Annotated in this window: 19 protein-coding genes; 6 read left to right on the top strand and 13 right to left on the bottom strand. The window is 60.9% G+C overall.

The window, feature by feature from the left end; genetic code table 11:
* Nucleotides 1-53: 53 nt before the first annotated feature.
* The 8 genes from ACMX25_RS19105 to deoC form a co-directional block, all read right to left on the bottom strand.
* Nucleotides 54-1127 (bottom strand): ABC transporter permease, encoded by a 1074-nt coding sequence (locus ACMX25_RS19105; RefSeq protein ID WP_414951637.1) that lies wholly within the window; start codon nucleotides 1125-1127, stop codon nucleotides 54-56.
* Complete coding sequence (locus ACMX25_RS19100) at nucleotides 1124-2653, bottom strand: sugar ABC transporter ATP-binding protein (protein ID WP_414951636.1); 1530 nt, start codon at nucleotides 2651-2653, stop codon at nucleotides 1124-1126. The genes ACMX25_RS19105 and ACMX25_RS19100 overlap by 4 nt, the downstream gene beginning before the upstream one ends.
* Nucleotides 2654-2730: 77 nt before the next feature.
* The gene (locus ACMX25_RS19095; protein ID WP_414951635.1) at nucleotides 2731-3735 is read right to left on the bottom strand and encodes an autoinducer 2 ABC transporter substrate-binding protein; all 1005 of its coding nucleotides are present in this window, start codon (nucleotides 3733-3735) and stop codon (nucleotides 2731-2733) included.
* Nucleotides 3736-3811: 76 nt separating this feature from the next.
* Nucleotides 3812-4855 carry an ABC transporter permease gene (locus ACMX25_RS19090; RefSeq protein ID WP_414951634.1) on the bottom strand — a complete coding sequence of 348 codons (1044 nt, stop codon included), beginning with the start codon at nucleotides 4853-4855 and terminating at the stop codon, nucleotides 3812-3814.
* A 16-nt stretch (nucleotides 4856-4871) separates the two neighbouring features.
* Nucleotides 4872-5828 (bottom strand): ribokinase, encoded by a 957-nt coding sequence (rbsK, locus tag ACMX25_RS19085; RefSeq protein ID WP_414951633.1) that lies wholly within the window; start codon nucleotides 5826-5828, stop codon nucleotides 4872-4874.
* Nucleotides 5825-6307, bottom strand: a complete 483-nt coding sequence (locus ACMX25_RS19080) for an RbsD/FucU family protein (protein ID WP_414951632.1) — start codon at nucleotides 6305-6307, stop codon at nucleotides 5825-5827. Before ACMX25_RS19080 ends, rbsK begins: the two co-directional genes overlap by 4 nt.
* Nucleotides 6308-6391: 84 nt before the next feature.
* Nucleotides 6392-8785, bottom strand: coding sequence for an aldehyde dehydrogenase family protein (locus ACMX25_RS19075; RefSeq protein WP_414951631.1), 2394 nt, complete (start codon nucleotides 8783-8785; stop codon nucleotides 6392-6394).
* A 47-nt stretch (nucleotides 8786-8832) separates the two neighbouring features.
* Entirely contained in the window at nucleotides 8833-9843 is a 1011-nt protein-coding gene (gene deoC, locus ACMX25_RS19070) for a deoxyribose-phosphate aldolase (protein WP_414951630.1), read from the bottom strand.
* A 224-nt stretch (nucleotides 9844-10067) separates the two neighbouring features.
* On the opposite strand from deoC, the gene ACMX25_RS19065 reads away from it, so the two are divergent.
* Nucleotides 10068-11621, top strand: coding sequence for a sensor histidine kinase (locus ACMX25_RS19065; protein ID WP_414951629.1), 1554 nt, complete (start codon nucleotides 10068-10070; stop codon nucleotides 11619-11621).
* Between the two features lie 13 nt (nucleotides 11622-11634).
* On the opposite strand, the gene ACMX25_RS19060 is transcribed toward ACMX25_RS19065, so the two are convergent.
* Nucleotides 11635-12783 (bottom strand): CaiB/BaiF CoA transferase family protein, encoded by a 1149-nt coding sequence (locus tag ACMX25_RS19060; RefSeq protein ID WP_414951628.1) that lies wholly within the window; start codon nucleotides 12781-12783, stop codon nucleotides 11635-11637.
* A 459-nt stretch (nucleotides 12784-13242) separates the two neighbouring features.
* Between ACMX25_RS19060 and ACMX25_RS19055 the strand changes: the two genes are divergently transcribed.
* Entirely contained in the window at nucleotides 13243-13923 is a 681-nt protein-coding gene (locus ACMX25_RS19055; RefSeq protein WP_414951627.1) for a hypothetical protein, read from the top strand.
* Nucleotides 13924-13992: 69 nt separating this feature from the next.
* On the opposite strand, the gene dapA is transcribed toward ACMX25_RS19055, so the two are convergent.
* Entirely contained in the window at nucleotides 13993-14850 is an 858-nt protein-coding gene (gene dapA / locus ACMX25_RS19050; RefSeq protein ID WP_414951626.1) for a 4-hydroxy-tetrahydrodipicolinate synthase, read from the bottom strand.
* A gap of 276 nt (nucleotides 14851-15126) precedes the next feature.
* Nucleotides 15127-16026, bottom strand: coding sequence for a DMT family transporter (locus ACMX25_RS19045; RefSeq protein ID WP_414951625.1), 900 nt, complete (start codon nucleotides 16024-16026; stop codon nucleotides 15127-15129).
* Between the two features lie 120 nt (nucleotides 16027-16146).
* Between ACMX25_RS19045 and ACMX25_RS19040 the strand changes: the two genes are divergently transcribed.
* Entirely contained in the window at nucleotides 16147-16620 is a 474-nt protein-coding gene (locus ACMX25_RS19040) for an Lrp/AsnC family transcriptional regulator (RefSeq protein ID WP_414951624.1), read from the top strand.
* On the opposite strand, the gene ACMX25_RS19035 is transcribed toward ACMX25_RS19040, so the two are convergent.
* Nucleotides 16603-17535 carry a LysR substrate-binding domain-containing protein gene (locus ACMX25_RS19035; RefSeq protein WP_414951623.1) on the bottom strand — a complete coding sequence of 311 codons (933 nt, stop codon included), beginning with the start codon at nucleotides 17533-17535 and terminating at the stop codon, nucleotides 16603-16605. The two genes, ACMX25_RS19040 and ACMX25_RS19035, sit on opposite strands and share 18 nt — an antisense overlap.
* A 157-nt stretch (nucleotides 17536-17692) precedes the next feature.
* On the opposite strand from ACMX25_RS19035, the gene ACMX25_RS19030 reads away from it, so the two are divergent.
* The 3 genes from ACMX25_RS19030 to ACMX25_RS19020 all read left to right on the top strand — a co-directional run bounded on the left by ACMX25_RS19030 (nucleotide 17693) and on the right by ACMX25_RS19020 (nucleotide 21308).
* Complete coding sequence (locus ACMX25_RS19030) at nucleotides 17693-18874, top strand: M20 aminoacylase family protein (protein WP_414951622.1); 1182 nt, start codon at nucleotides 17693-17695, stop codon at nucleotides 18872-18874.
* Between the two features lie 53 nt (nucleotides 18875-18927).
* Nucleotides 18928-20244 (top strand): MFS transporter, encoded by a 1317-nt coding sequence (locus tag ACMX25_RS19025; protein WP_414951621.1) that lies wholly within the window; start codon nucleotides 18928-18930, stop codon nucleotides 20242-20244.
* Nucleotides 20245-20450: 206 nt separating this feature from the next.
* On the top strand, nucleotides 20451-21308 hold the full coding sequence (locus ACMX25_RS19020; RefSeq protein ID WP_414951620.1) for an oxidoreductase: 858 nt from the start codon (nucleotides 20451-20453) through the stop codon (nucleotides 21306-21308).
* 40 nt (nucleotides 21309-21348) lie between these two features.
* Here ACMX25_RS19020 and ACMX25_RS19015 read toward each other — a convergent pair whose 3' ends face one another.
* On the bottom strand, nucleotides 21349-22524 hold the full coding sequence (locus tag ACMX25_RS19015; protein ID WP_414951619.1) for an FUSC family protein: 1176 nt from the start codon (nucleotides 22522-22524) through the stop codon (nucleotides 21349-21351).
* Nucleotides 22525-22695 lie beyond the last annotated feature (171 nt).

Raw genomic sequence — 22695 nt, 5'->3', positions numbered from 1 at the left:
GCAAACTTACGGGCAGTCGGTCTCCGACTGCCCGTAAGTAAAATCAACCTCCCCTAAGCCGCCCTTCTCCCCAGCGCGAACAACGTCCCCGCCACCAGAATAAACGCTCCGATAATCACTTTTTGCCAGGTACTCGGCACGCCGATCAGAATCAGCACGCTATTGATCAGCGTAACCAGGACCACGCCCAACAACGTCCCGACCACCGTCCCCGTCCCGCCGGTAATCCGCGCCCCGCCAAGAATCACCGCCGCGATCACGTCCAGTTCAGTCCCGACCAGGTCGAACGGATTCGCCAGCCGATTCGTCGATACATGCAGAATCCCGGCAATCCCGGCGAGCATCCCGGTGTACCCAAACACAAACAGGTGAATAGCCCGCAGGTTATAACCAAGCCGCTCGGCGATCGGCAAACTGCCGCCCATCGCGTACACACCGCGTCCCATCATCGTGCGGTTAAGCAACCACCACGTCACGGCCGCCGCGAGAAACAGCGCGATCACCGAGACCGGCAGCACTGCCCGAAGCCCATCGTTCGTGTGATAGAAAAACAGCGGCAACTGCCCGAAGCTGTCCATGCTATGCGGGATATTCATGAAGAACTGCGTGCCCACGAACGTCAGCAACAACCCGCGATACAGATACTGCGTGCCAATGGTCACGATCAACGAAGGCGCCTTCAGCCGATGCACCAGCACGCCATTGATCAGCCCAAGCAACACGCCGCCCACCGCGCCGCAAACCAGAATCAGAAAAAATGGCGCATCGGGCCACCACGCAAAAACGGCCTTGGTGATGGAATACATCGTAAAAGCGGCAATGGCTGTAAAAGACACATCGATACCGCCCGATGCCAGCACAACCAGCGTCCCCATTGCGAACAACGACACCGTCGTCCCCGAATGCAGCAAATCGAAGAGTGTCGCGAACTGGAAGAAGCGCGGATTCAACGTGCCCACCACCACACACGTCACGAGAATCAGCCCAAGCGTGAACCATTCAGGATTCCGCATCAACCGTGCAGTAAAACTGAGTTGCCGAAGTGGCGGCGCAACCTCGGCCAATACGGGACTGGGCGCCGTTGCGCCTTGCGATGTCTGAGCAACGCGATGAAGTGACTCGCTCATGCTGCCTCTGAAAGTAAAGCGTGATAAAGATCGGCTTCGGTCAACTGCTCCGCTCGATATTCGTTCGAGACCCGCCCCTTCTTCATCATCAAAATTCGGTCGCAGTTCTGCAGCAACTCAGGCAAGTCATCGCTGATCAAAATGATGCCGATGCCCTGCTCCGCCAGCCGCTGCATGATGCGGTAAATGATGTCCTTCGATCCCACATCCACGCCCACGGTCGGGCCGTGCAGGATCAACACACGCGGATCAATAGCCAGCCATCGGCCGATCAATACGCGCTGCTGGTTGCCGCCGGAAAGCGACTGGACCGGTTTATCGACGTCAGGCGTCGCGATCTGCAACTCCTTGACGGTGCGCTCAGCAAGCTCGCGTGCGCGCTTCCGGTCAACCTGTCCAAAGCGGTCGCGCAAACTTGAAATCATCGCGGTGATGACGTTGTCGCGAATGGATTTATCGAGGAAAAGGCCTTCATTCAAGCGGTCTTCCGGTACATAGCCAATCCGTTGCCACTTTGCATCGGAAGGCGTCTTGAGCCTCACGATGGAACCGTCCAGCGTGACTGTGCCGCTATCCGCAGGCGCGACGCCGGCCAATGCACGCGCCAGTTCGTTGCGCCCCGAGTCGAGCAAGCCCGTCACGCCAAGAATCTCTCCGCGATGCAGCGCGAACGTGACATCGGCGAACTGACGTGAGCGCGATAACGCCTTCACATCCAGCACAACGTCGTGACCATCCATGACTTCAGCCTGCCGGTATCGCTCATTCGACAACTGCTTGCCCGTCATCAATTCGCCAATCTGCGCCTTCGTATAATTGTCGATCGGTCCCTGCGCCATCTTCTGGCCGTCGCGCAGAACGATCACTTCACCGCCGATCGCGTAACACTCATCCAGCTTGTGGCTCACGAACAGTACGGCGACGCCATCGGCACGCAGCTTCGCCAGTACGGCGATCAGGTTGTCGACTTCCTTTTGCGTCAGCGACGTAGTCGGCTCATCCATGATGACGAACTTCGCCTCGCTCGCAATCGCGCGCGCAATAGCCACGAGTTGCCGCGTCGCCAGCGGCAATTGCTCGACCAGCGTGGCCTGAAAATCGGCATCGCCAGGCAAACCCACCGCTTCCAAAGCACGCGCCGCCGTTTTCGCCAGCGCACGGCGATCGAAGGTCCGCGCAAGCCGCCCCGCGTGTGCGGCCAGTTCCGCGGTCAATGCCACGTTCTCCGCCACGCTCATGTTTGGCAGCAGCGAAAGATCCTGATACACGGTTTCGATACCCGCCGACAACGCCTCTAGCGGTGCAAGCCGCGCATGCCTGACGCCTTCGATCACAAGCTCGCCCTGATCGGGCGGCTGCGCACCGGAGATGATCTTGATCAGCGTGCTCTTGCCGCAGCCGTTCTCACCCAGCAGGTGATAGATCTGCCCGCGCTGGAACGAAAGACTCACGCCACGCAGCGCGTACACGCCGGTAAAGCGCTTGTGGATATCGACGACTTCAAGAAGCGGCACTGTACTCATCATTGAACCTTCAACCCTTTCAACTTCCTGAAGACAGCGCGCACGGCAACCGTGCGCGCTTTGCTGCTACGTGAAGACAATCAGAACGGATATTGCTTGTAGTTGGTCTTGTCGACGTCCACCCAACCGGTGCCGCGCACGATGATGCCCTTGCCCGGACCCTTGGTGACCGTGACCTTGTTATAACCAACGAGACCCAGGTCCGTACCGTTCTCTACCGTCTTGCCATCGATCAGCATCTTCGCAATCTTGTTCATCGCGATACCAGCGAGCTTCGGATCCCAGAACGCAATGCCGTTGATCGCGCCGCTCTCCAGGAACTTGCCGGCTTCTGTCGGCAGACCCGTGCCGTACACGCAGATCTTGCCAATCTTGCCGGCCTCTTCCACTGCGCGTCCAATGCCGATCACGTCCAGCGACGACGACCCTTGGAAGCCCGTCAGGTCCGGATGTTTGCGCAGCACTTCCTTCGCAACCTGGTAAGCGCGTTCGCCGTCGTTATTGGTTTCAAGTTTCGGCTCGACCAGATCCATCTTCGGGTACTTTTGCTTCGCATTGCCGATACCGCCATCCGCCCACTGAACCTGCGAACGGCTGCCGAGCGAGCCGACCAGCACCGCCCATTTGCCCTGGTCGCCCATGCATTTCGCCAGACGTTCATTCAGGCCGGCGCCGTACGCGGTGTTGTCGAAGGCTTCGATGTCGACCATCGTGTTCTTCTCGTTGTCCGCTTCATGCGTAACGACCTTGATGCCGCGATCCATTGCTTTCTTCAGCGCCGGTTCGAGGGTCGGCGGATCGTAGGGAACGACTGCGATCGCCGTGACTTTCTTCGCGATCAAATCTTCGATGATCTTCAGTTGTTGCGCAGCGTCCGCGCGTCCCGGTCCGGTCTGATATGCGTTCACGCCGGGATTGTCCTTCGCGAATTCCTTCACGCCGTCGTCCATGCGGTTGAACCAGTTGATCCCCGTGACCTTCACCACCGTGACGATGGTTTGATCGGTCGCAGCCTGCGCGACAGCAATGGCTCCGGCCGCAAGCGTGACTGCGGTAAGCGCGATGGCGATTCGATTCAGTTTCATGCGTTGTCTCCGTTATGGTGTGTCTGTGATGCACATGAGGTGAAATTTTGAAGCTGACGAAACTTGGTTCATGCAGTCATGCCATGGGTGGCGCTGGTGTTTTTGGCACCTTGGAAACAGGTGCTGCGCCGCCCAGCCCGAAGATCGCGCGCACGCGTTCTCCACCCGCTAACGCAAGCGATGCAAGCAGCAGGAAGCCCCACGCGCAATCGCCGAAGAACTGCGAGACGCCCAGCAAGTTGAACAGGCTCGACAGGAACTGGAGCACGGTCGCGGCCAGGAAAACGCAGATAATCCGCCCATAACCACCCGCCGGATTCACGCCGCCCATCACCGCGATCAGGATCGCGATCAGCAAGTACGAGTTGCCGTAATCCCACTTCGCACTCGACGTATGCGTCGCGCTGATCAACCCGGCGAGCGACGCGAGCACGCCGCACATGCCGTACGTGAGGATCAACATGCGGTCGCGCGGAATGCCGGCATAGAATGCCGCTTTCGGATTTGTGCCCATTAAATAAAGCCGCAATCCGAAAGGCGTGCGCTTCAACACCCAGCCGAGCAGCAACACGGTGGCCACGAAGATCCACAGCGAGATAGGCACTTGCAGGAAGGTGCCGTTGCCGATGTCGGAGAGGGCATCGACGTATTCCACCCGCACCGACGCACCATTGCTCAACACCACGGCAATGCCTGTGAACAGCAGCGACGTACCGAGCGTGCAGAGAATTGGCGTGAGTTTCAAACGCGCGATGATCACGCCGTTCATCAAGCCGCCAATCGCGCCGAGAGCCACGGTAATCACGCAGAACACGGCGGTGTAAAGCGACGGGGAGTTATCGGCGGAAACGAGCATGGGCAGCAGTTGTGCGGCCACCATGCCCGAGAGGTTCGCGAGCGCGACACCCGACAAGTCGATACCGCCATTACCCGAGACCATCGAAAGCATGATGCCAAGTGCAAGCAGGCCTAGTTCGGGCAACTGACTACCCATGGACTGGAGGTTGTCGATATCGACGAACTGGCCATGCGACAACACGGTCGCGACGATCACGACCAGCAGGTTCACGCCGACAAGAAAATTCAGTTGCCGGTCGGCGAGCCATTTCGATGTATTCATCGAGGCGCTCCTCCGTTCAAGATTGATGAGCCGGCGCGCTGCCGGACTTCGCAGGCTCGGCAAGCACGGCTTCAATTTCAGCGAGCGTCGGCATGGACGGCGCGGTGCCGGCGCGCGTGACTGACAAGCTCGCCAGCGCGCAGCCGAAACGCACCGCGTCCAACGGGCTTTCGCCGCGTGCGAGCGCTGCAGCAAAGCCGCCGGTGAAGCCATCGCCGGCGCCCGCGGTCTCGACCACGCGGCCGCAATTGAAGGCCGGCACCAGCACCGATTGTTCCAGCGTATGCAGCAACGCGCCCGCCTCGCCCAGCGTCACGATTACCGCGCGCACGCCCTTTCCTAGCAGGACATCGGCGGCACGGCGTGCGTCGTCAACGGAGACAATCGGGATACCTGTCAGCGCCGTTGCTTCGGTTTCGTTCGGCGTGATGTAGTCGCAGAGCGGGAAGATGTCGTCGTCGAGCGGTAGCGCGGGCGCCGGATTGAACACGGTGGTCACGCCGTGACGGCGCGCGAGTTCAAGACCGCGTCGCGCAGCGGGAACGGGTTGTTCGAGTTGCGTCACGAACACGGCGGCGGTCGAGATATCGGCTTCTATCGCTTCGACGTCTTCGGGGCACAAGCGTCCGGCCGCACCTGCTGCAACGATGATCGCGTTGCCGCCCGTGGCATCGTCGACGAAGATATGCGCCGCGCCGGTTGCCACGCCATCGGTCGTGATCGCCCGCGCCGTGATGCCTTCGGCGGACCACGTCGAGCGTGCGATATCGCCGAACGCATCGGCGCCGAGGCGCGTGCAGAAGATCACGTCGGCACCGGCACGGGCGGCAGCCACGGCTTGATTCGAGCCCTTGCCGCCCGGTCCCATCGCAAACGCCGATCCGGCGATGGTCTCGCCCAGCAGCGGCATGCGCTCGGCGCGGAAGGTGAGATCCGTCACGTAGATGCCGAGGATGACGACACTGCGGTTCATCGCGTGCTCTCCGTACCGGACGCCGGCGCATCAGGCGCAAGGTTCACGCCCTTCTTGAAGATGAAGCAGCCATACCCGCGCGCTTCGCCCGTCGCGATCACGCAATAGGCTTGCTTGGCGCGTTCATAGAACGCGAAACGTTCGATGGAAGCAAAGGGCGTCGCGCGACCTTCGGCGGCGTCCACTTCGGTCTGAGCTTCGCGTTGCACGGCAGGAAGCGCGTTGGCATCGCCGACCACTTCCATGCGCTCGGCCGGATGATCGACGAAACTGTCCAGCGGCAACACCGACAACACCGCGCGGATCGCCCGCGGCGCATTCGCGCCATCGAGCCGAAGCACATGGCCGAGCACCGTTTGGCGCGCGACGGAATCAGCCGGAAAATTGGCGTCGCAGATCACGACTTCATCGCCGTGTCCCATTGCGGCCAGTGCGTGCAGCACGTCGGCGTTCAGCAGCGGATCGAGGTTCTTCAGCATTACGTCTCCTTCATGTTGAGCGTGCCTCGCTGTGTTGCGAGGTCATCGCTCATGAGTCTGTTTCGAACCCGTACGTCCTGGCGCTCAGTCTCCGTACGGGATCCAGATGTTCTTTACTTGCACTGCTTGCCGCAAGAACGGCAGGCCTTCGCTCGCGGCATCAAACCAGTCGAACGCGCGGCCATAATCGACGAACGTGCGCTTCAGGTTGCCCACCGATTCACGCTCTGTCAGTGTCGATAAATCCGCGCCGCCGAAGCACCATAACGCGTCTACATCGTCGTGTTTCGCCAGGGTCGACGCCAACGCCTTACGCTCGCCGGTGACAATGTTCAACGCACCTGCCGGTACATCCGAGGTCTCCACGACCTGATAAAAATCGGTCGCCATCATCGGGCACGTTTCGCTCGGCACGGCGACCACACGATTACCCAACGCAAGCGCCGGTGCGATCAGCGAGACGAGACCCAGCAACGGCGCTTCGTCCGGACACACCACGCCGATCACGCCGAGCGGTTCGTGCATCGCCAGCGCAACGCCTCTGAGCGGCGGCGAATGCACCGCGCCATCGAACTTGTCGGCCCACGCGCCGTACGTGAACAAACGCGTGATCGATGCTTCCACTTCACGCTCGGCATCGGCGGCAGACACGCCCGTCCGCGTCACAAGTTGCTTCGCGAATTCATCGGCCCGTGCCGACAAATTCTCCGCGAGGTAATACAGCACCTGTGCGCGGTTATGCGTGCTGGCTTGCGACCACTTTTCAGCGCTGCGCGCAGCGGCGACCGCGTTACGTACGTCCTTGCGATTACCCTCGCCCACTTCGCCGACGATCATCCCCGACGGCGCATGCACGAGCCGCGAATAACCGCTGTCCGGCCGAACCTGCTTGCCGCCGATAAACAGCTTCGCGGTACGGTCGAGCGCGCTGACGTTATTCGTGGCAGCTTCGAAAGAGGAAGGCTGCGCAACTCGCTCGCCAGGCGCGGAGCGAACGGCCAGCTTAGTCCACGCACGCGGCTTCAGATACTCGTAAATCCCCTCGCGTCCGCCTTCACGCCCGAAGCCCGATTCGCGATACCCGCCGAAGCCGACACCGGCGTCGAAGAGATTGGTCGCGTTGATCCAGACCACGCCGCATTGCAGGCGCGGCGCGATATCCAGCGCACGACCAATCGTCTCGCTCCACACGCTCGCGGCCAGCCCATAGCGTGAATGATTCGCTAGCGCGACCGCTTCGTCAGGCGTGCGAAAGCTCATTGTCACCAGCACCGGCCCGAATATTTCCTCTTGCGCGAGCGTGGACGCGGGCGCGACATTCGTCACCAGGGTAGGCGGATAAAACGCGCCTTCCTCGGGCATCCGAAGCCCTTTGGGCTGATGAATCTCGCAGCCTTCCTGCACACCGCGCTCAACCAGCGAACGAATGCGTTCGAGTTGCACGGTATCCACGATCGCACCCAGATCGATGCCCTTGTCGAGCGACGGTCCAACGCGCAGCGTGTCCATGCGGCGTTTCAGTTTATCGATGAAGCGCTTCTCAACCCCTTCCTGCACCAGCAGCCGCGAACCGGCACAGCAGACCTGGCCCTGGTTGAACCAGATTGCATCGACGACACCTTCCACGGCGCTGTCGAGATCGGCGTCGTCGAAGACGATGAACGGCGACTTGCCGCCGAGTTCAAGCGTGAGCGACTTGCCCGAGCCCGCAGTCGCGACGCGAATCTGCCGGCCCACTTCCGTCGACCCGGTGAACGCAATCTTCGCCACGCGCGGGTGATCAACCAATGCAGCGCCCGTGCGCCCATCGCCCGTGACCACGTTCAGCACGCCGGCAGGCAAGCCTGCACGCGCGGCCAATTCGGCGAACAACAACGCGGTCAGCGGCGTATATTCCGCGGGCTTCAGCACGACGCAATTACCCAATGCAAGCGCCGGTGCGATCTTCCACGAGAGCATCAGCAGCGGAAAATTCCACGGCACGATCTGGCCGATCACACCCAGAGGCGCCCAGTCGGCGAACTCGCGATCCTGCAACTGCGCCCATCCAGCGTGATGCAGAAAATGCCTTGCTACAAGGGGGATATCGATGTCACGCGACTCGCGAATCGGCTTGCCGTTGTCCAGCGATTCGAGCACCGAAAACAAACGCGCATGCCGCTGCACCATGCGCGAGAGCGCATACAAATGCCGCGCGCGGCCCGCGCCGCCCAGCGCTTGCCACGCAGGCAGCGCTCGATGCGCAGCATCGACTGCCGCGTCGATATCGGCGTGATCGCCCTGCGCGATGCTCGCGATCACGCGTCCGGTGGCCGGTTCCAGCGAGTCGAATTGCTCACCGGCCGATGGCGCGCGAAAGGCGCCGCCGATGAAATGGCCAAAGCCCGTTGCATGTTGATCCAGCCAGGCGCGCGCGGCGCCGTCGTCTTCCGGTGCAGGTCCGTAATCCATCGAGGTGAAGTAGTCGGCTACGCTCATGGGGAGCTCGTGTAAGAGAGGGTGCGGTGCGAAATCAAGCAAGCAGATCAGGCAACCGGATGTCGATGGAAAGCCGAATAGCGGCCGGTGACGTGATGCTCGAGCTGACGTTCGATATCGGCGAGAAGGCTTGATGCGCCTATGCGGAACAACTCCGGTTCGAGCCATTCGCGGCCGAGCTCTTCCTTCATCAGGATCTGGTATTCGAGCACCGACTTGGCGGTGGACACGCCGCCTGCTGGTTTAAAGCCGATCATCACGCCGGTCCGCTCAAGGTAATCGCGGATCATGCGCACCATGACGAGCGAGACGTCGAGCGTGGCGTTGACGCCTTCCTTGCCGGTGGACGTCTTGATGAAATCCGCGCCGGCCATCATGCAGACCATGGACGCCTTGGCGATGTTCGATAGCGTGCGGATGTCGCCGGTCGCGAGAATCGCCTTGATATGCGCCGGGCCGCAGGCAGCGCGGAAGTCGCGCATTTCGTCGTAGAGCGCTTGCCAGTTCCCGGTGAGTACGTGTTCACGCGTGACGACAATATCGATTTCCGCCGCGCCGTCTTTCACCGACGCCTCGATTTCCTTCAACTTCAGCGGATGCGGAATGAGACCTGCTGGAAAGCCCGTGGAGACGGCCGCGACGGGAATGCCGCTGCCTGCGAGCGCGGCGACCGCCGTGCCGACGAAGCGGTGATACACGCACACGGCGCCGGTCTTGATGGAGCCGGCCGGCATGCCGAGCGACTCGAGCAGGTCGTCGCGAACCGGATGGCGCGCTTTGGCGCACAGGCGCTCGACGCGGGCGGCGGTGTCGTCGCCATTGAGCGTAGTCAGGTCGATGCAGGTGATGGCCTTGAGCAGCCACGCAGCTTGCGCGTCTTTTTTAACCGCGCGGCGCGTGCCTAATGTGCCGACCCGCCGAGCGACGGCGGATTGGTTGACGCGCAGGCTGTCTACCCACGAGAGATCCAGCGGCACGCCAGAATTGCGCTGCTGCTCATGATGGGAGAGCGGTTTGCCGCGCAAGGAAACAACAGGTTGGGAAGCAACATCGAGCATGAGCATGGCCGGTTGTGCAGCGCACAACATTTTCCGGTTAATCGATGCATTATTCTAACACCTTGTTGTTACGATTATAACATTCGGGATTATACCGAGAGAGGCCGTTTGCCGGACTGAACCCCAGCCAGATATAAAGGCTTTTTGTCTCCACGGTTAGAATTGACCCTTGAGCACCAATCGCTGTAAGAAAGCTGGACGACACCGCGGTCAAGGAGAACCCGATGGATGCATTGCCACCCGAAGAAACCATCCGCAGTGCCGTCGACCGGTCCGTAAGCCGTCTGCGCATGCAGCACGAGATCGCGGTGCAATTCGCGACGTCCGTGCTGCGCGTACACAGCGCGAACGTACTTCTCGATGAAGCGTGCAAGGCGGTATCGGCGGGATTGCATTCGCGCTTTGCCAAGGTGCTCCGCTATCAGCCCGAAAGCGAAACCTTCGTGCTGGAAGCCGGCGTGGGCTGGGACGCGGCGGATATCGGCACCACGGAGCTCGGCGCCGACGACGCCAGCCCCGCCGGCCATGCATTCGTCAGCGGCCGGCCGGTCTTGTCGAATCACCTGGGCACCGAGCATCGTTTCCGCACGCCCGAACTGCTGGCGCGGCACGGCATCAAGCGCGCCATCAACGTCCCCATTCGCGGCATTCCGGAGACTTTCGGCATTCTCGAAGCCGATAGCCCCGACGACGAAGACTTCACCGAAACCGATATCGTTTTCCTGGAATCGATCGCGAACGTCATCTCCATGAGCCGCGAACGGCTTGCCGCGGAATCGCAGAGCGGCGCCGACGAGCTGTTCTCCACCAGCGTGCTGAACGCGAGCACGGACTGCATCCAGGTGCTGTCGCTGGATGGCGGTGTCGAATTCATGAACGACAACGGGCTGGCAGCGCTAAGCATTGACGACTTCGCGGAGGTGGGCGGCACGCATTGCGCCGACCTGTGGCCCGACGATCAGCGCCCGAAAGTGCTGCAGGCGCTGGCGAAATCGGCCAGCGGCGAACCGGTGCGATTCGAGGGACCTTGCCCGACGCGTATTGGCGACGCCCGCTGGTGGGATGTATCGGTGGCGCCTATTCTTGATGTCGATGAACGCGTGAAGCGCATCGTGCTGACCATGCGCGATGTCACCGAGCGGCACGAGAACGAGGAGAAACTCGCGGCGCTCGTGTTGAGCCAGGAGACGCAATTGGGTAACTCCGCGCTGATGATGAAGGAGGTTCATCACCGGGTTCGCAACAGTCTTCAGCTTGTGCAGACGCTGCTTGCGCTGCAGGCGAATCTCGCCGGGGATAAATCGGTCGCCACGCATTTGCAGGCGGCCGCGACGCGCGTGCGCACGGTCGGGTCGGTGCATCACCGGCTCTATCAGGACGATGGCGCGGAAGCGACGGATGCGACTGGATATCTGCGCGGATTGACGGCCGATCTGGCTGAACTGACGGCGGGGCGGGAGGTATCGCTGGAAGGCGAGTCGATCGTGCTGCCCGCCGGGCGGCTCGCACCGCTCGGGCTGGTGACGGCGGAGCTTGTGACAAACGCGCTGAAGTATGGGCGCGGGACAGTGCGCGTGAAGCTGGAACGGTCCGAGGCCGGCGTACTGCTGACCGTGGAGGATGAGGGCGACGGTTTTCCTATCGACTTCCCGAAACCGCAAGGGACAGGGCTTGGTATGCGGCTTGTGACGACCTATGCGGGCAAGGGCGCGGGCGCGGTTACTGTCGACAGGTCGGTGCCGTTCAGTCGGATTCTGGTGAGGTTTCCGGCGGGGTAAGGGTGCTTGCCCCTCACCCCCCCTTCTTCCCCCGCAACCGCTCGACCAACTCGCCCGGCACATTCCAGTCCCGCAAAATTGCGTCGGTATCCTGCCCCGGACTCGCGGGCGGGGAACTCACCTCCGGCATCGTGCGGCTAAACCGCGGCGCCGGGGCCGGTTGCTTCACGCCCTCCACGTCGATAAACGTCCCCCGCGCCCGGTTATGCGCATGCTCCGGCGCCTCGTCCATATCGAGCACGGGGGCAAAACACACATCTGTCCCTTCCATCAATTCACACCACGCCGCTCGCGTTTTCGTCGCGAAAATAGCCGCTATTTTCGTCTTCAGCAGCGGCCATTGTTCGCGGTCCATCTGGGTATCGAAGGCTGCATCATCAATACCGCAAAGCTTCAGCAGCAACGCGTAAAACTGCGGTTCGATGGCCCCGACCGACACGAATTTGCCATCCGCACACGCGTAGGTATTGTAGAAATGCGCGCCGCCGGCAAGCATGCTCGAGCCTCGTTCACCCGTCCACGCGCCGAACGCCTTATAGCCGTAGATCATCGCGCCGAGCAGCGCGGAGCCTTCGACCATCGCGGCATCGATCACCTGGCCCTTGCCCGATCCGCGTGTTTCCATCAGCGCGCACAACACACCAAACGCGAGCATCATGCCACCACCGCCAAAATCGCCGAGCAGATTCAGCGGCGGCACCGGCGGTGCGTCGCTGCGCCCGAACTCGTGCAGCATCCCGCTCATCGCGATGTAATTCAGATCGTGCCCCGCAGTCTTGGCGAGCGGTCCATCCTGCCCCCAGCCCGTCACACGGCCGTACACAATTTTCGGATTGCGTTCCAGGCACACGTCCGGCCCAAGACCTAGCCGCTCCATCACGCCAGGGCGAAAACCCTCGATCAACGCATCGGCTTGAGCAACAAGATGCAAGACCAGCTCACGTCCCTCCGGTTGCTTGAGATCCAGCGCGAGCGAGCGGCGTCCGCGCGCCATCACATCGAATTTCGTGCCTTGCATGGGATACGGCGTCGCACCGCCAGTCGGCTGACGATCTATGCGGATCACTTCCGCGCCCATGTCGGCGAGCATCATGGCGGCGAACGGACACGGCCCGAGCCCAACCATCTCGACGATGCGAATACCCTTCAGCGGCCCGCTCATCGCAACGTTCCATGCAGTGAACCCGAGCCCCGCGACACATGAATAGCGGGAGACTTCATATTGGCTTCCCCTAGCGGAAAAGGTTGTTCGAGACCAGCGTTTCCCTTTAGCGGCTGATTTCCGGATGCTCTTCAATCCGAGAAACTCTACATTAGCGGACCCAAACGTCTCCAGCTTACGTTTAATACCGCGCCCTCGCGCCAATGTCCCCATTTATCTTTTCTAGCCGGGTACGATTGAATAGAATTGAAGAACAATGAATTGACTCGAATGCTGCTCGTGCAGCGCGAAGACCAGGCGGTCCGCGATCATATCCATGGGAGTCTGCTAATGAGTCTTCAGGAAATAAAACGAGCGGGCGTAAGTGCCGCTTGTGCTCTTCTTTGCGTGTGTGCAACAGCAACAGCGCAGGCTCAGTCGGCCAGCAGCGCAATCGCGGCATCCGGGAGAACGGAGGATGTGGCGCCAATCAGTATCGTGGTGACGCCGGGTTTCACTGGCGACGATCCGGCCGCCGTCAGGGACGCGCTGGCGCGCAAATTCACTGACAGCAAGACTCGCACATTCACGCATCGCGTAGAAGATCTGATCAACGATGCGTTGCCGAAGACGCTGCACGACTCCGCGCTGATGGACGCCAAGCTAAGCCGCGATCTCGCGTTCATGGTGCCCGCGCCATTTGGCATTCGCTACCGGTCGAAGGTCCACGTCATGACGGTCGACGTGGGTTTATCGGACTCTGATCACCCCGACACGATCGTTCTCAAGAAGACTATTACCGGGCCCCGTGGCCGGAAGCTGGTGGTTGAATCGGAAGCGAAGTCAAAGGGCTTTATACAGAACATCGATATCGTCGAACTGGATCCCGTCAACAAGCACAACAAGACGACAGTGCATGGACGCTTCGTTTTATCGCCGGAGGCGTTCGCGGAGGAAGACGGCGATCTCGCGCTCGTGCTGATCTGTCGCGTAGTGCCGCCTTATCTGACCCAAACCAAGGACCATACCGACCCGAGCAACGAGGAGCCCACCGACATCACCACACGCACGGCAACGCTGCATGCGAATGTCGGCGATATCTGGCTGATCAATCGCGAGAAGGGCATCGTGCTGGCTAAGGGACTGCATTTGGTGAAATAAGCGCGGCGATATTTTTAAGCGTTTGGCATGCCGTTCTAAACAGCTAAGCGCCGCCGCGCTGATTCTCTTTTAGCTCAACAGCAACGCACCAAGCTGACCACGAAGCCGGTCAGTCGCCGGCGTCATCGGCGCACGAAGTTCTGGACGAATCATTCCCAAGACATCGAGCGCGCATTTCACGGGTGCCGGATTAGGCTCGGCTACAAGCGCTTGTATGAGCGGCACCAGCCGATGAAACCGCGCACGCCCTTCATCAATACGCCCAGCCTTGATGTCGTTATAAACCGCAACGAAATCAGCAGCGCGCACATGCGCACTCGCCGCGATCGCACCGTGACCGCCAAGACATAGCGTATTGAACATATTCAGGTCTTCACCCGCCAGTACTGACAAACGTCCATCGAGGATCAGCGCAAGCGTTGTTTCAAGCGATCCGGCGCAATCCTTGATCGCATGAACGTTCGGATGACCCGCGAGCGTCAACAGGGTCGCGAGGTCCAGACTCACTCCCGTTCGATACGGAATGTCATAGACAACCAAAGGAACCGCGCTGGTATCGGCGAGGTTGATGAAGTGGCTTATCAAGCCAGCTTGCGAGGGTCGAACATAATAAGGCGCAGGAACCAGCAATCCGGCAATGGGCAATTCGTTCAAGCGCAAAGTCCGCTCGCGAAGCTCCACGTCGTTGTTCCCAGCAAGTCCCACTACAACCGGTAGATGCGCGGCTTCATCGAGAATGGTGGTCAGCACTTCAGCCTGCTCGCCGTGATCGAGCGACGAAGGTTCGCCCGTTGTTCCCAGCGCAACAAACCCTGCTACCTTGGCTTCAACGTAAGACCTCACCAGTCTTCGCAGCGCATCGTGATCGACTCGGCCGTTCTCAAACGGCGTGACCAGCGGAATCCAGATACCCGAAAAAATCGACATTCCATACTCTCCTGTTTGACCGACAAAAACCGTCAGAGTGTCGGAAAACAGGGATGAGAATGGCCAGCCGCGTCGGTTCCGTCACACCTGACGGAACAGCGCTCCGGTCAGATGAGCGACGGTTTTTTGCTTTTGGAACCCGCATGCGCAACGTGTCGGATCACGATTGAGTGATCTCCGGCCATGTGCGCAGTGTCGTGATGCGAGTTCATGAAGAATAGTTACCGTGACAGCTTGCTGAATGTGTTCGATGAATGAAAAACGCTTGATGAACGACTACTCGAAAGCCGTGCGTCTTCGCGGCATGAGTTCCCAACCTAACGTCGTACCGGCGGCCGCCAGCAGGATCAACACGGCACCGACAATCTGCAGCCATCCTAAGCGTTGTCCGAACGCGACCCGATCAACAATGATCGCCACAACCGGATAGATGAAAGACAACGCGCCCGTCACCGCGGTCGGCAATTTCTGAATGGCGCCATAAAGCAGCACATACATGATGCCGGTATTGACCACGCCGAGCACAACGAGATCGGCCCAGTGATTCGGCGTCGAAGGCGGATGCTGGAAATCGACAAACGGCGCCAGCACGATGATGCCAAGCGCCACGTGCAACAGCGCAATCAAATGAGGCGGCGTTCCCTTGAGCTGCTTGGTCACGATCGAACAAATCGCGTAGAGAAATGCCGCGCCGAGCGCATACCCAATCCCTTCTATATATTCACCGGGCTTGGCCAACACCGCAGGCTCCACGCGCACGACCAGCGCGAGGCCGACAAACGCGACACTGAGCCAGAGAATCGTACGCAAGGTAATTCGTTCGCGAAACACTATGGCGCCAAGCAGGACGAGCATGAACGGCTGGGTGTTATAGACCGTGGTCGCCATCGATATGGACGCTCGCGAAAAAGCCGCAAACAGCAGCACCCAGTTGCCGACAATGGTGACGCTGCCGAGCGCCACCAGTCCGAGCATGCGCCACGAAAACAAGTTTTTGCGCAGCATGCCTTTTAACGCGCAGATCACGAGCAGCGTTGCCGCGCCGAACACGCAACGGATAAACACCACGTTCAGCGGCGTTTGTTGCGACGACACGACGAGCCAGCCGACCGTGCCGGAGATCAGCATCGCAACACTCATTTCTATGCAGCCAACGCGCATTTCCCTCGAGCTCATCGCCTCGCCTTTCATGTGGTGCCAGCTCAATCCGTCTAGTTAGTCTAGTAGCGCGGCAAGCTGGATTCCATGTGTAAAATAAGCGGACATCGACGTTTTAACTTCAAATCGAAGGTCCATTTGAAGAATCGCCTTTCTTCCCCGCCGGGTCCAGTTTTACTCGACCAGACCGATCGCGAATTGCTGGCCGTTCTATCCGAAGACGGTCGTATCGCGATGAGCGAACTTGCGCGCCAGATTGGTTTGTCAGCGCCAAGCACTGCCGAGCGCGTGCGCCAGCTCGAAGCGCGTGGCGTGATCCAGGGCTTCGTAGTCAAGCTCGACCCGCGCGCGCTCGGGTACACGCTTCAGGCAATCGTTCGGGTCAAGCCTCTGCCGGGGCAACTGCACCTGGTTGAAGAAGCCATCCGCCGCATTCCTGAATTCGTCGAATGCGACAAGGTCACCGGCGACGACTGTTTCGTGTGCCGGCTCTTTCTCAAGACCATCGAACAACTCGACGAGATTCTGTCGAAGGTCGCAGAGCGAGCCGAGACAAGCACGGCGATCATCAAGTCAACGCCGGTCGAACGCCGCTTACCGCCCCTGGATTGAACGGCGCGCCGGGACGTTCAACTTGAGCGAGTTCACCGCGTCCTGCAGACAATCCAGCAGCAACGAAGCGGCCGGCGTCAGTGGACTGTCGCGGCGAGTCACTACGCCAATTGCTACCGGTGGCGGCAGGTTGACGATAGGCAACACGACGATACCCTCGCGCACCCACGGCTGGTCTAGCAAAGGCTCGGGCAACACGGCAACGGTATCCGAGCCGCGCAGCAACCCGTGCGCAATCACGAAGCTCGGGCACTCGATAATTTTCTGCGGCACTGGCAAACCGTTCGCGGCAAAGAAATCGAGCAGGCCGCGTGTCGAGCTTTCGGGCGACGGATTCAACAACCATTCCGCATCGACGAGTTCAGCCAGCGACGTACAGTGCGCCAGCGGATGATCTTGCCGGGCCACGACCACCGAACCGATCTTGTATAGCTCGATGTAATCGAACCCGGGATCCAAGTGCTGCGGCACGACCACCGCCACCACGAAATCAAGTGTCCCGTCGCGCAAACGTGGCAATGCAACGCCCGGAAATCCTTCGATAAAACTCACCCGCGCATGCGGCATCTTCTTTCGAAATGTACTGAAGGCTTTCGGCAGGATCGATAACGCCGCGGTCGGCGTGATGGCAGCCGCCACGCTGCCGGTCACCGCGCCTTTCATATGTTCGATATCGTCTTCCGCGCGGCGCATCTCGCTGACCACCATCTGCGCCCGAATCCTCAATTGCGAGCCGAACGCCGTCAACTGCACGCCGCGCGCCGTGCGCAAAACCAGCGGCACGCCCAAGTCTTGTTCGAGTTCTTTTAACGCCTTCGTCAATGCCGCCTGCGACAGGTGCAGGCTACGCGCCGCCGCGCGAATGCTGCCCTGCTCGGCCACGGTGAGGAACGCGCGCAACTGGTGGTATTTCATTGGAAACTCAAGGGTTAATACCGACAACTAACGGTAGTCACAAATTAAATTAACTGTCTTTTGGTTTTCTTTGTGACTTTATATGCTTGACCGCAGGCAGTCACGTTGAATCCGTCACGCTGAATATCGAAACGTATTAAGGATTAAGGAGTTAGTCATGCTGTCAGTCGATCCCGTCATTCCCGGAATTGCAGCCATCGCGCCGGACCTCATCGCCGTGCGGCGCCAGATCCACGCCAATCCGGAACTCGCGTTCCAGGAGCGCGCGACCAGCGACCTCGTCGCCAGCCTGCTTACGCAATGGGGCTACGACGTGACGCGCGGCCTCGGCAAGACAGGCGTGGTCGGCGTGCTGAAAACAGGCGACGGCAGCCGGCGCATCGGCCTGCGCGCCGACATGGACGCGTTGCCTATCGAGGAGGCGACCGGCCTTCCCTACACGAGCGCGGTCCCGAAGACCATGCACGCCTGCGGTCACGACGGCCACACCGCGATGCTCCTGTGCGCCGCGCGCTACCTCGCGGAAAGCCGGCAGTTTTCCGGCACGCTGACGCTGATCTTCCAGCCCGCTGAAGAAAGCTACGGCGGCGCACGCGCGATGATTCAAGACGGTCTCTTCGAGCAGTTTCCGTGTGACGCCGTATTCGGCCTGCACAACATGCCGGGCTACGAAACGGGCGGCATGAACTTCTGCACCGGCCCCGCGATGGCTTCAGCCGATCGCGCGACCATCGTGCTGCGCGGCGTGGGCGGGCACGGCGCGCTGCCGCATCTGTCGCGCGACCCGATGCCCGCCGTGGCCGGCATCATCCTCGCGCTGCAAAGCATTGTGGCGCGGGAAATCGACTCGCAGAAGTCGGCGGTGATCTCGGTGGGCAGCGTGAAAGCCGGCGATACCTTCAACGTGATTCCTCAAACCGCCGAGATGAAATTGTCGATCCGCGCGCTCGACCCATCGGTGCGCGATCTCTTGCGGCAACGCATTACGGCGCTCGTGCATGCGCAGGCGGCGTCGTTCGGGGTGGAGGCGGAGATCGACTATGAATGGGGTTATCCCGTGCTCGTCAATCATCCGGAACCGACCGCGTTTGCCGCTGAAGTCGCGCAGAAGATGCTCGGTACGCAACGCGTGGACACGCAGGCGCATCCGCTCATGGGCAGCGAAGACTTCGCGTTCATGGCCGAGGTCGTGCCGGGCGCGTACGCGTGGATCGGCAATGGCGTAGAGGGCAAAGGAAGCTGCATGGTCCACAACCCCGGCTACGACTTCAACGACGACATTCTCGCGATCGGCGCGAGCTACTGGGTGCGTCTGACCGAAGCGTACCTGGCCGACTGAATCGTACCTACCTATTCCCCACCTGCAGCACGCACCGTGTATCGAGAGAAAACATGAGCATTCCTACCGTATCAAGCCTCGACGTCGCGCCCGGCGCTGCGCAGGGTCAGCGCAAGCAAAGCCGCGTGCGGCTCGTCACCGCGGCGGCAGTGGGCAATGCACTGGAGTTCTACGACTTCACGGTCTATGGGTTTTTCGCGCTGCTGATCGGCAAGCTGTTCTTCCCCGTTCAAGATCCGGTCGGACAGTTGCTGCTGGCGGTCGCGAGTTTCGGCGTGGGCTTTTTCACGCGGCCCGTGGGCGGGCTAGTGATCGGCATGTACGCGGATCGCGCAGGGCGTAAGAAGGCGATGGTGCTCACGCTCGGGCTGATGGCAGTCGGCACGGCGATGATCGCCGTCGCACCAACCTACGGGCAAGCGGGATTCCTGGGGCCCGTCATCCTGGTGATCGCGCGGCTCATTCAAGGATTCTCCGCAGGCGGCGAAGTGGGGGCGTCGACTACGCTGTTGCTAGAACAAGCGCCGCCGAACCGGCGTGGTCTGTATGCGTCGTGGCAGTTCGCGAGTCAGGGGCTGGCCGCGCTTGCGGGTGCGTTGACCGGCGTCGCGCTGACGGCATCGCTTACGACCGCGCAACTCGAAAGCTGGGGATGGCGCGTGCCGTTTCTCATCGGCACGTTGATCGTTCCGGTCGGCTGGTGGTTACGCAAAACGCTCGAAGAAGAGCCGATGCACACGCCCAAGCAAAAGGCGCCGAAGCTGCCTCTGATCGATGTACTCCGCGATCATCGGCGGGCTGTGTTGACAGGTCTCGGACTGACGATCGCGGGGACATCGGCGCATTTCATTATCGTCTTCTATCTGTCGATCTACGCCGTCAAGACGCTCGGCCTGCCGCCGGGCATCGCGATGCTGTCAGGTTGTGTATCGGGCGCGATCATCTTTGTGCTCGTACCGGTCGGTGGATATCTGACCGATCGCTTCGGGCGCAACACGCTTGCGCAAGTCTCGCGTGTCGTGCTGCTGTTCGCGATCTATCCAGCCTTCGTTGCATTGAACCGATGGCCCACGACCACCACGTTGCTCACGGTCGTCACGCTGCTTTCCTCGGTGCATGCGATCAACATCGGCGGCGTTGGCGCGATGCTCGGCGAGCTCTTTCCGCGCTCCGTGCGCGCAACGGGTGGCGCGGTGGTCTACAGCCTCGGCGTCGCGATCTTCGGCGGCTTCGCGCAATTCTTCGTGACGTCGCTGATCGTGGCGACCGGCAGTGTGCTCGCGCCGGCATGGTATGTGATCGGGTGTGGACTGCTGGGGGTGATCGCCGTCGCGTTCATGGATGAAAAGTCGCAGAAGGCGCTGGATTGAATTTCAGAGTCAAAGCAAAGTTTTCATTTGACCGCCGCAACTCTCCAAGCAATCGCTCTCGCTCGATGTGCGATTGCCGACAATCCCAACTGACGAAACGCAGCCGGGCGGCCGGCCACGCTTAGCGCGTCAACATGCGATACTTTTTATACCGCTGCCCTGCCGTGTGGTTTAGCTGCTGCGCGGCTCTCGTCAAAGGGAACCTCATGTCATCCGCTAATACTCCCTCGTCCGCACCCGTCTGGTTTATCACTGGCTGTTCCACCGGCTTCGGCCGTGAGCTCGCACTGGCCGTCCTCGATAAAGGCTGGCGCGCTGTCGTAACAGCCCGTCAAACCAGCTCCCTTACAGAATTTAGCGAGCGCTATGGTGACCGCGCGCTGGTGCTAGAACTCGATGTAACGCAAGCCAGTCAGATCAAACACGCGGTTGAAAAAACCCTGCAGAAATTTGGCCGCATCGACGTGCTGGTCAACAATGCCGGCTATGGCTACCTGAGCGCTATCGAGGAAGGCGACGATCAAGACGTGCGCGATATGTTCGAGGTCAACTTCTTCGGCCTCGCCGATACCATCAAGTCCGTCCTTCCCACAATGCGAGCGCAGCGCGCCGGGCACATTGTCAACATCACGTCGGTGGGGGGCCTGATCGGCAATCCGGGAAGTGGCTACTACGCCGCCACCAAGTTCGCGGTGGAAGGCCTGAGCGAGGCGTTGGCAGCCGAGACGGCCGATCTGGGAATCAAGGTTACAGCGGTCGAGCCCGGCCCATTCCGTACCGATTGGGCAGGACGTTCGCTGAAACAAACCAAAACCCCGATTGAAGCCTACGAGGCGGCCGCCGGCAAGCGCCGCGCCGCCATCTCGGCGGGCAGTGGCAAGCAGGCAGGCGACCCGGCGCGCGCGGCCCTGGCGATCATCGCCGCGGTGGAGTCGCCAACCCCTCCGGGTCATCTGATCCTGGGCAGCAACGGCCTGGAGCGAGTCAAAATCAAGCTGGACACCCTGCGCGCCGAAATCGCCGCATGGGAAGCCACGACCATAGGCGCCGACTTCCCCAGCTAGGCGGACCTGGGTGCGAGCGGCGCCGTGGCATCGGTGAGTCTCAACCGCTTGCACCAGTCGACGATGGCGTTAATCGCAGCCTGCTGGTCGCGAGAATAACCCCTGCCAGCACGATGATCCCCGCGAGAATGCCCGACAGCCGCATGAGCGCGGGTATCGGATCGGCTGACCAATGATGGTCCTGCACGAATACCATGATGAAGGCGATCGTGAATTGCCGGCCGATGTAGCTTGCTCCTTCGCGCCCCGTCTGCACGTGACATCCAATCCATACGCCGACAGACAACGCGAGCATGCACAGGACCGCTTGCCCGTGCATCAGGGGCAGCAGCGCTACCCCCAGCGCGCCGGCCAGCAGGCAGCCGGCCACGCGTTGCACCATCTTTTCGATGACCGGCTGTTGCGTGCTGCTTGCGGACAACCCTGCCGGCAAGACGAGCACCGCGATGGCCGTGACCATCGCCTGCGCGAAACCGGGCAGATTCAAGACGTAAGTCAGGACAGCCAGGATCACGACGGCCAGTGCGCCCTGCAAGCCGAGCAGCGTGCGAACCGGGCGCAATGTTTCCAGCGGCGGTGACGGATTTGAAGCGGCTGGCGCCCCGGATTCCCCCGGTTCGCGGGCGGTTGCAGACATCGATGACGACCGAGACTTCCCATACCACTTCGGCCCGAAATGAAACACGCTCGCCACCAGCAGGCAGGCAAGCGTTCCGACCGCGACCTCGGCGACCCGCAGCGTGGCAAACACCGCGGTCGATTGAACCGACACGAGCTTATGCGCTTCGTACGTCACCATCAACGCAGTCACGCCGCCCAAGACCCACGCGTAGGCCGCCCGGGTCCCGTTGGCGTAATACACCGCTACGCCGCCGATGATCCCCAATGCCGGCACGAACAACCACGGTCGGTCGCCTATCCAGGGACCCATCAAGGTTCCAAGCGCGGCGCCGGTCAGCGTGCCGATCAGTCGATGTGCAGCGCGCTGCACGGAGCCGGCGAAACTCGTTTGCATGACAGCGAAACCGCTGATTGCTGCCCACCACGTGTCAGAAAGATGCAGCGCGTTGGCGAGCGCGACCGAGAGCGCCACTGAGAGCATGGCTTCGGTCCCGAACGTCGCGCGCGCCCTGGAAGGTTTCCAGGCCGACAATTCGCGTCCGAGCGATAACACGGCCGCCCGGCAAGTCTCGAACAGCGTGCCGACAAGCGTCATCCGCGCCTCCATCTGGAAATTGAATCACCGCCTGCGCTTTCACTCCTCGCACGACAGTTTATTCCTGATGAGATGGCCGTTATTTCGCGTCGTGCTTGATCAGGAAAATCGACATCGCCTCGCGCAATGCCCGCGCTTTTTCGCGCAGGCCTGCGGAGGCTGAATCGGCTC

The organism is Caballeronia eucalypticola, assembly GCF_047608185.1.
GTDB lineage: Bacteria > Pseudomonadota > Gammaproteobacteria > Burkholderiales > Burkholderiaceae > Caballeronia.
The sequence above is the reverse complement of the archived record's forward strand: the minus strand, read 5'-3'. Positions and strand labels throughout refer to the sequence as shown.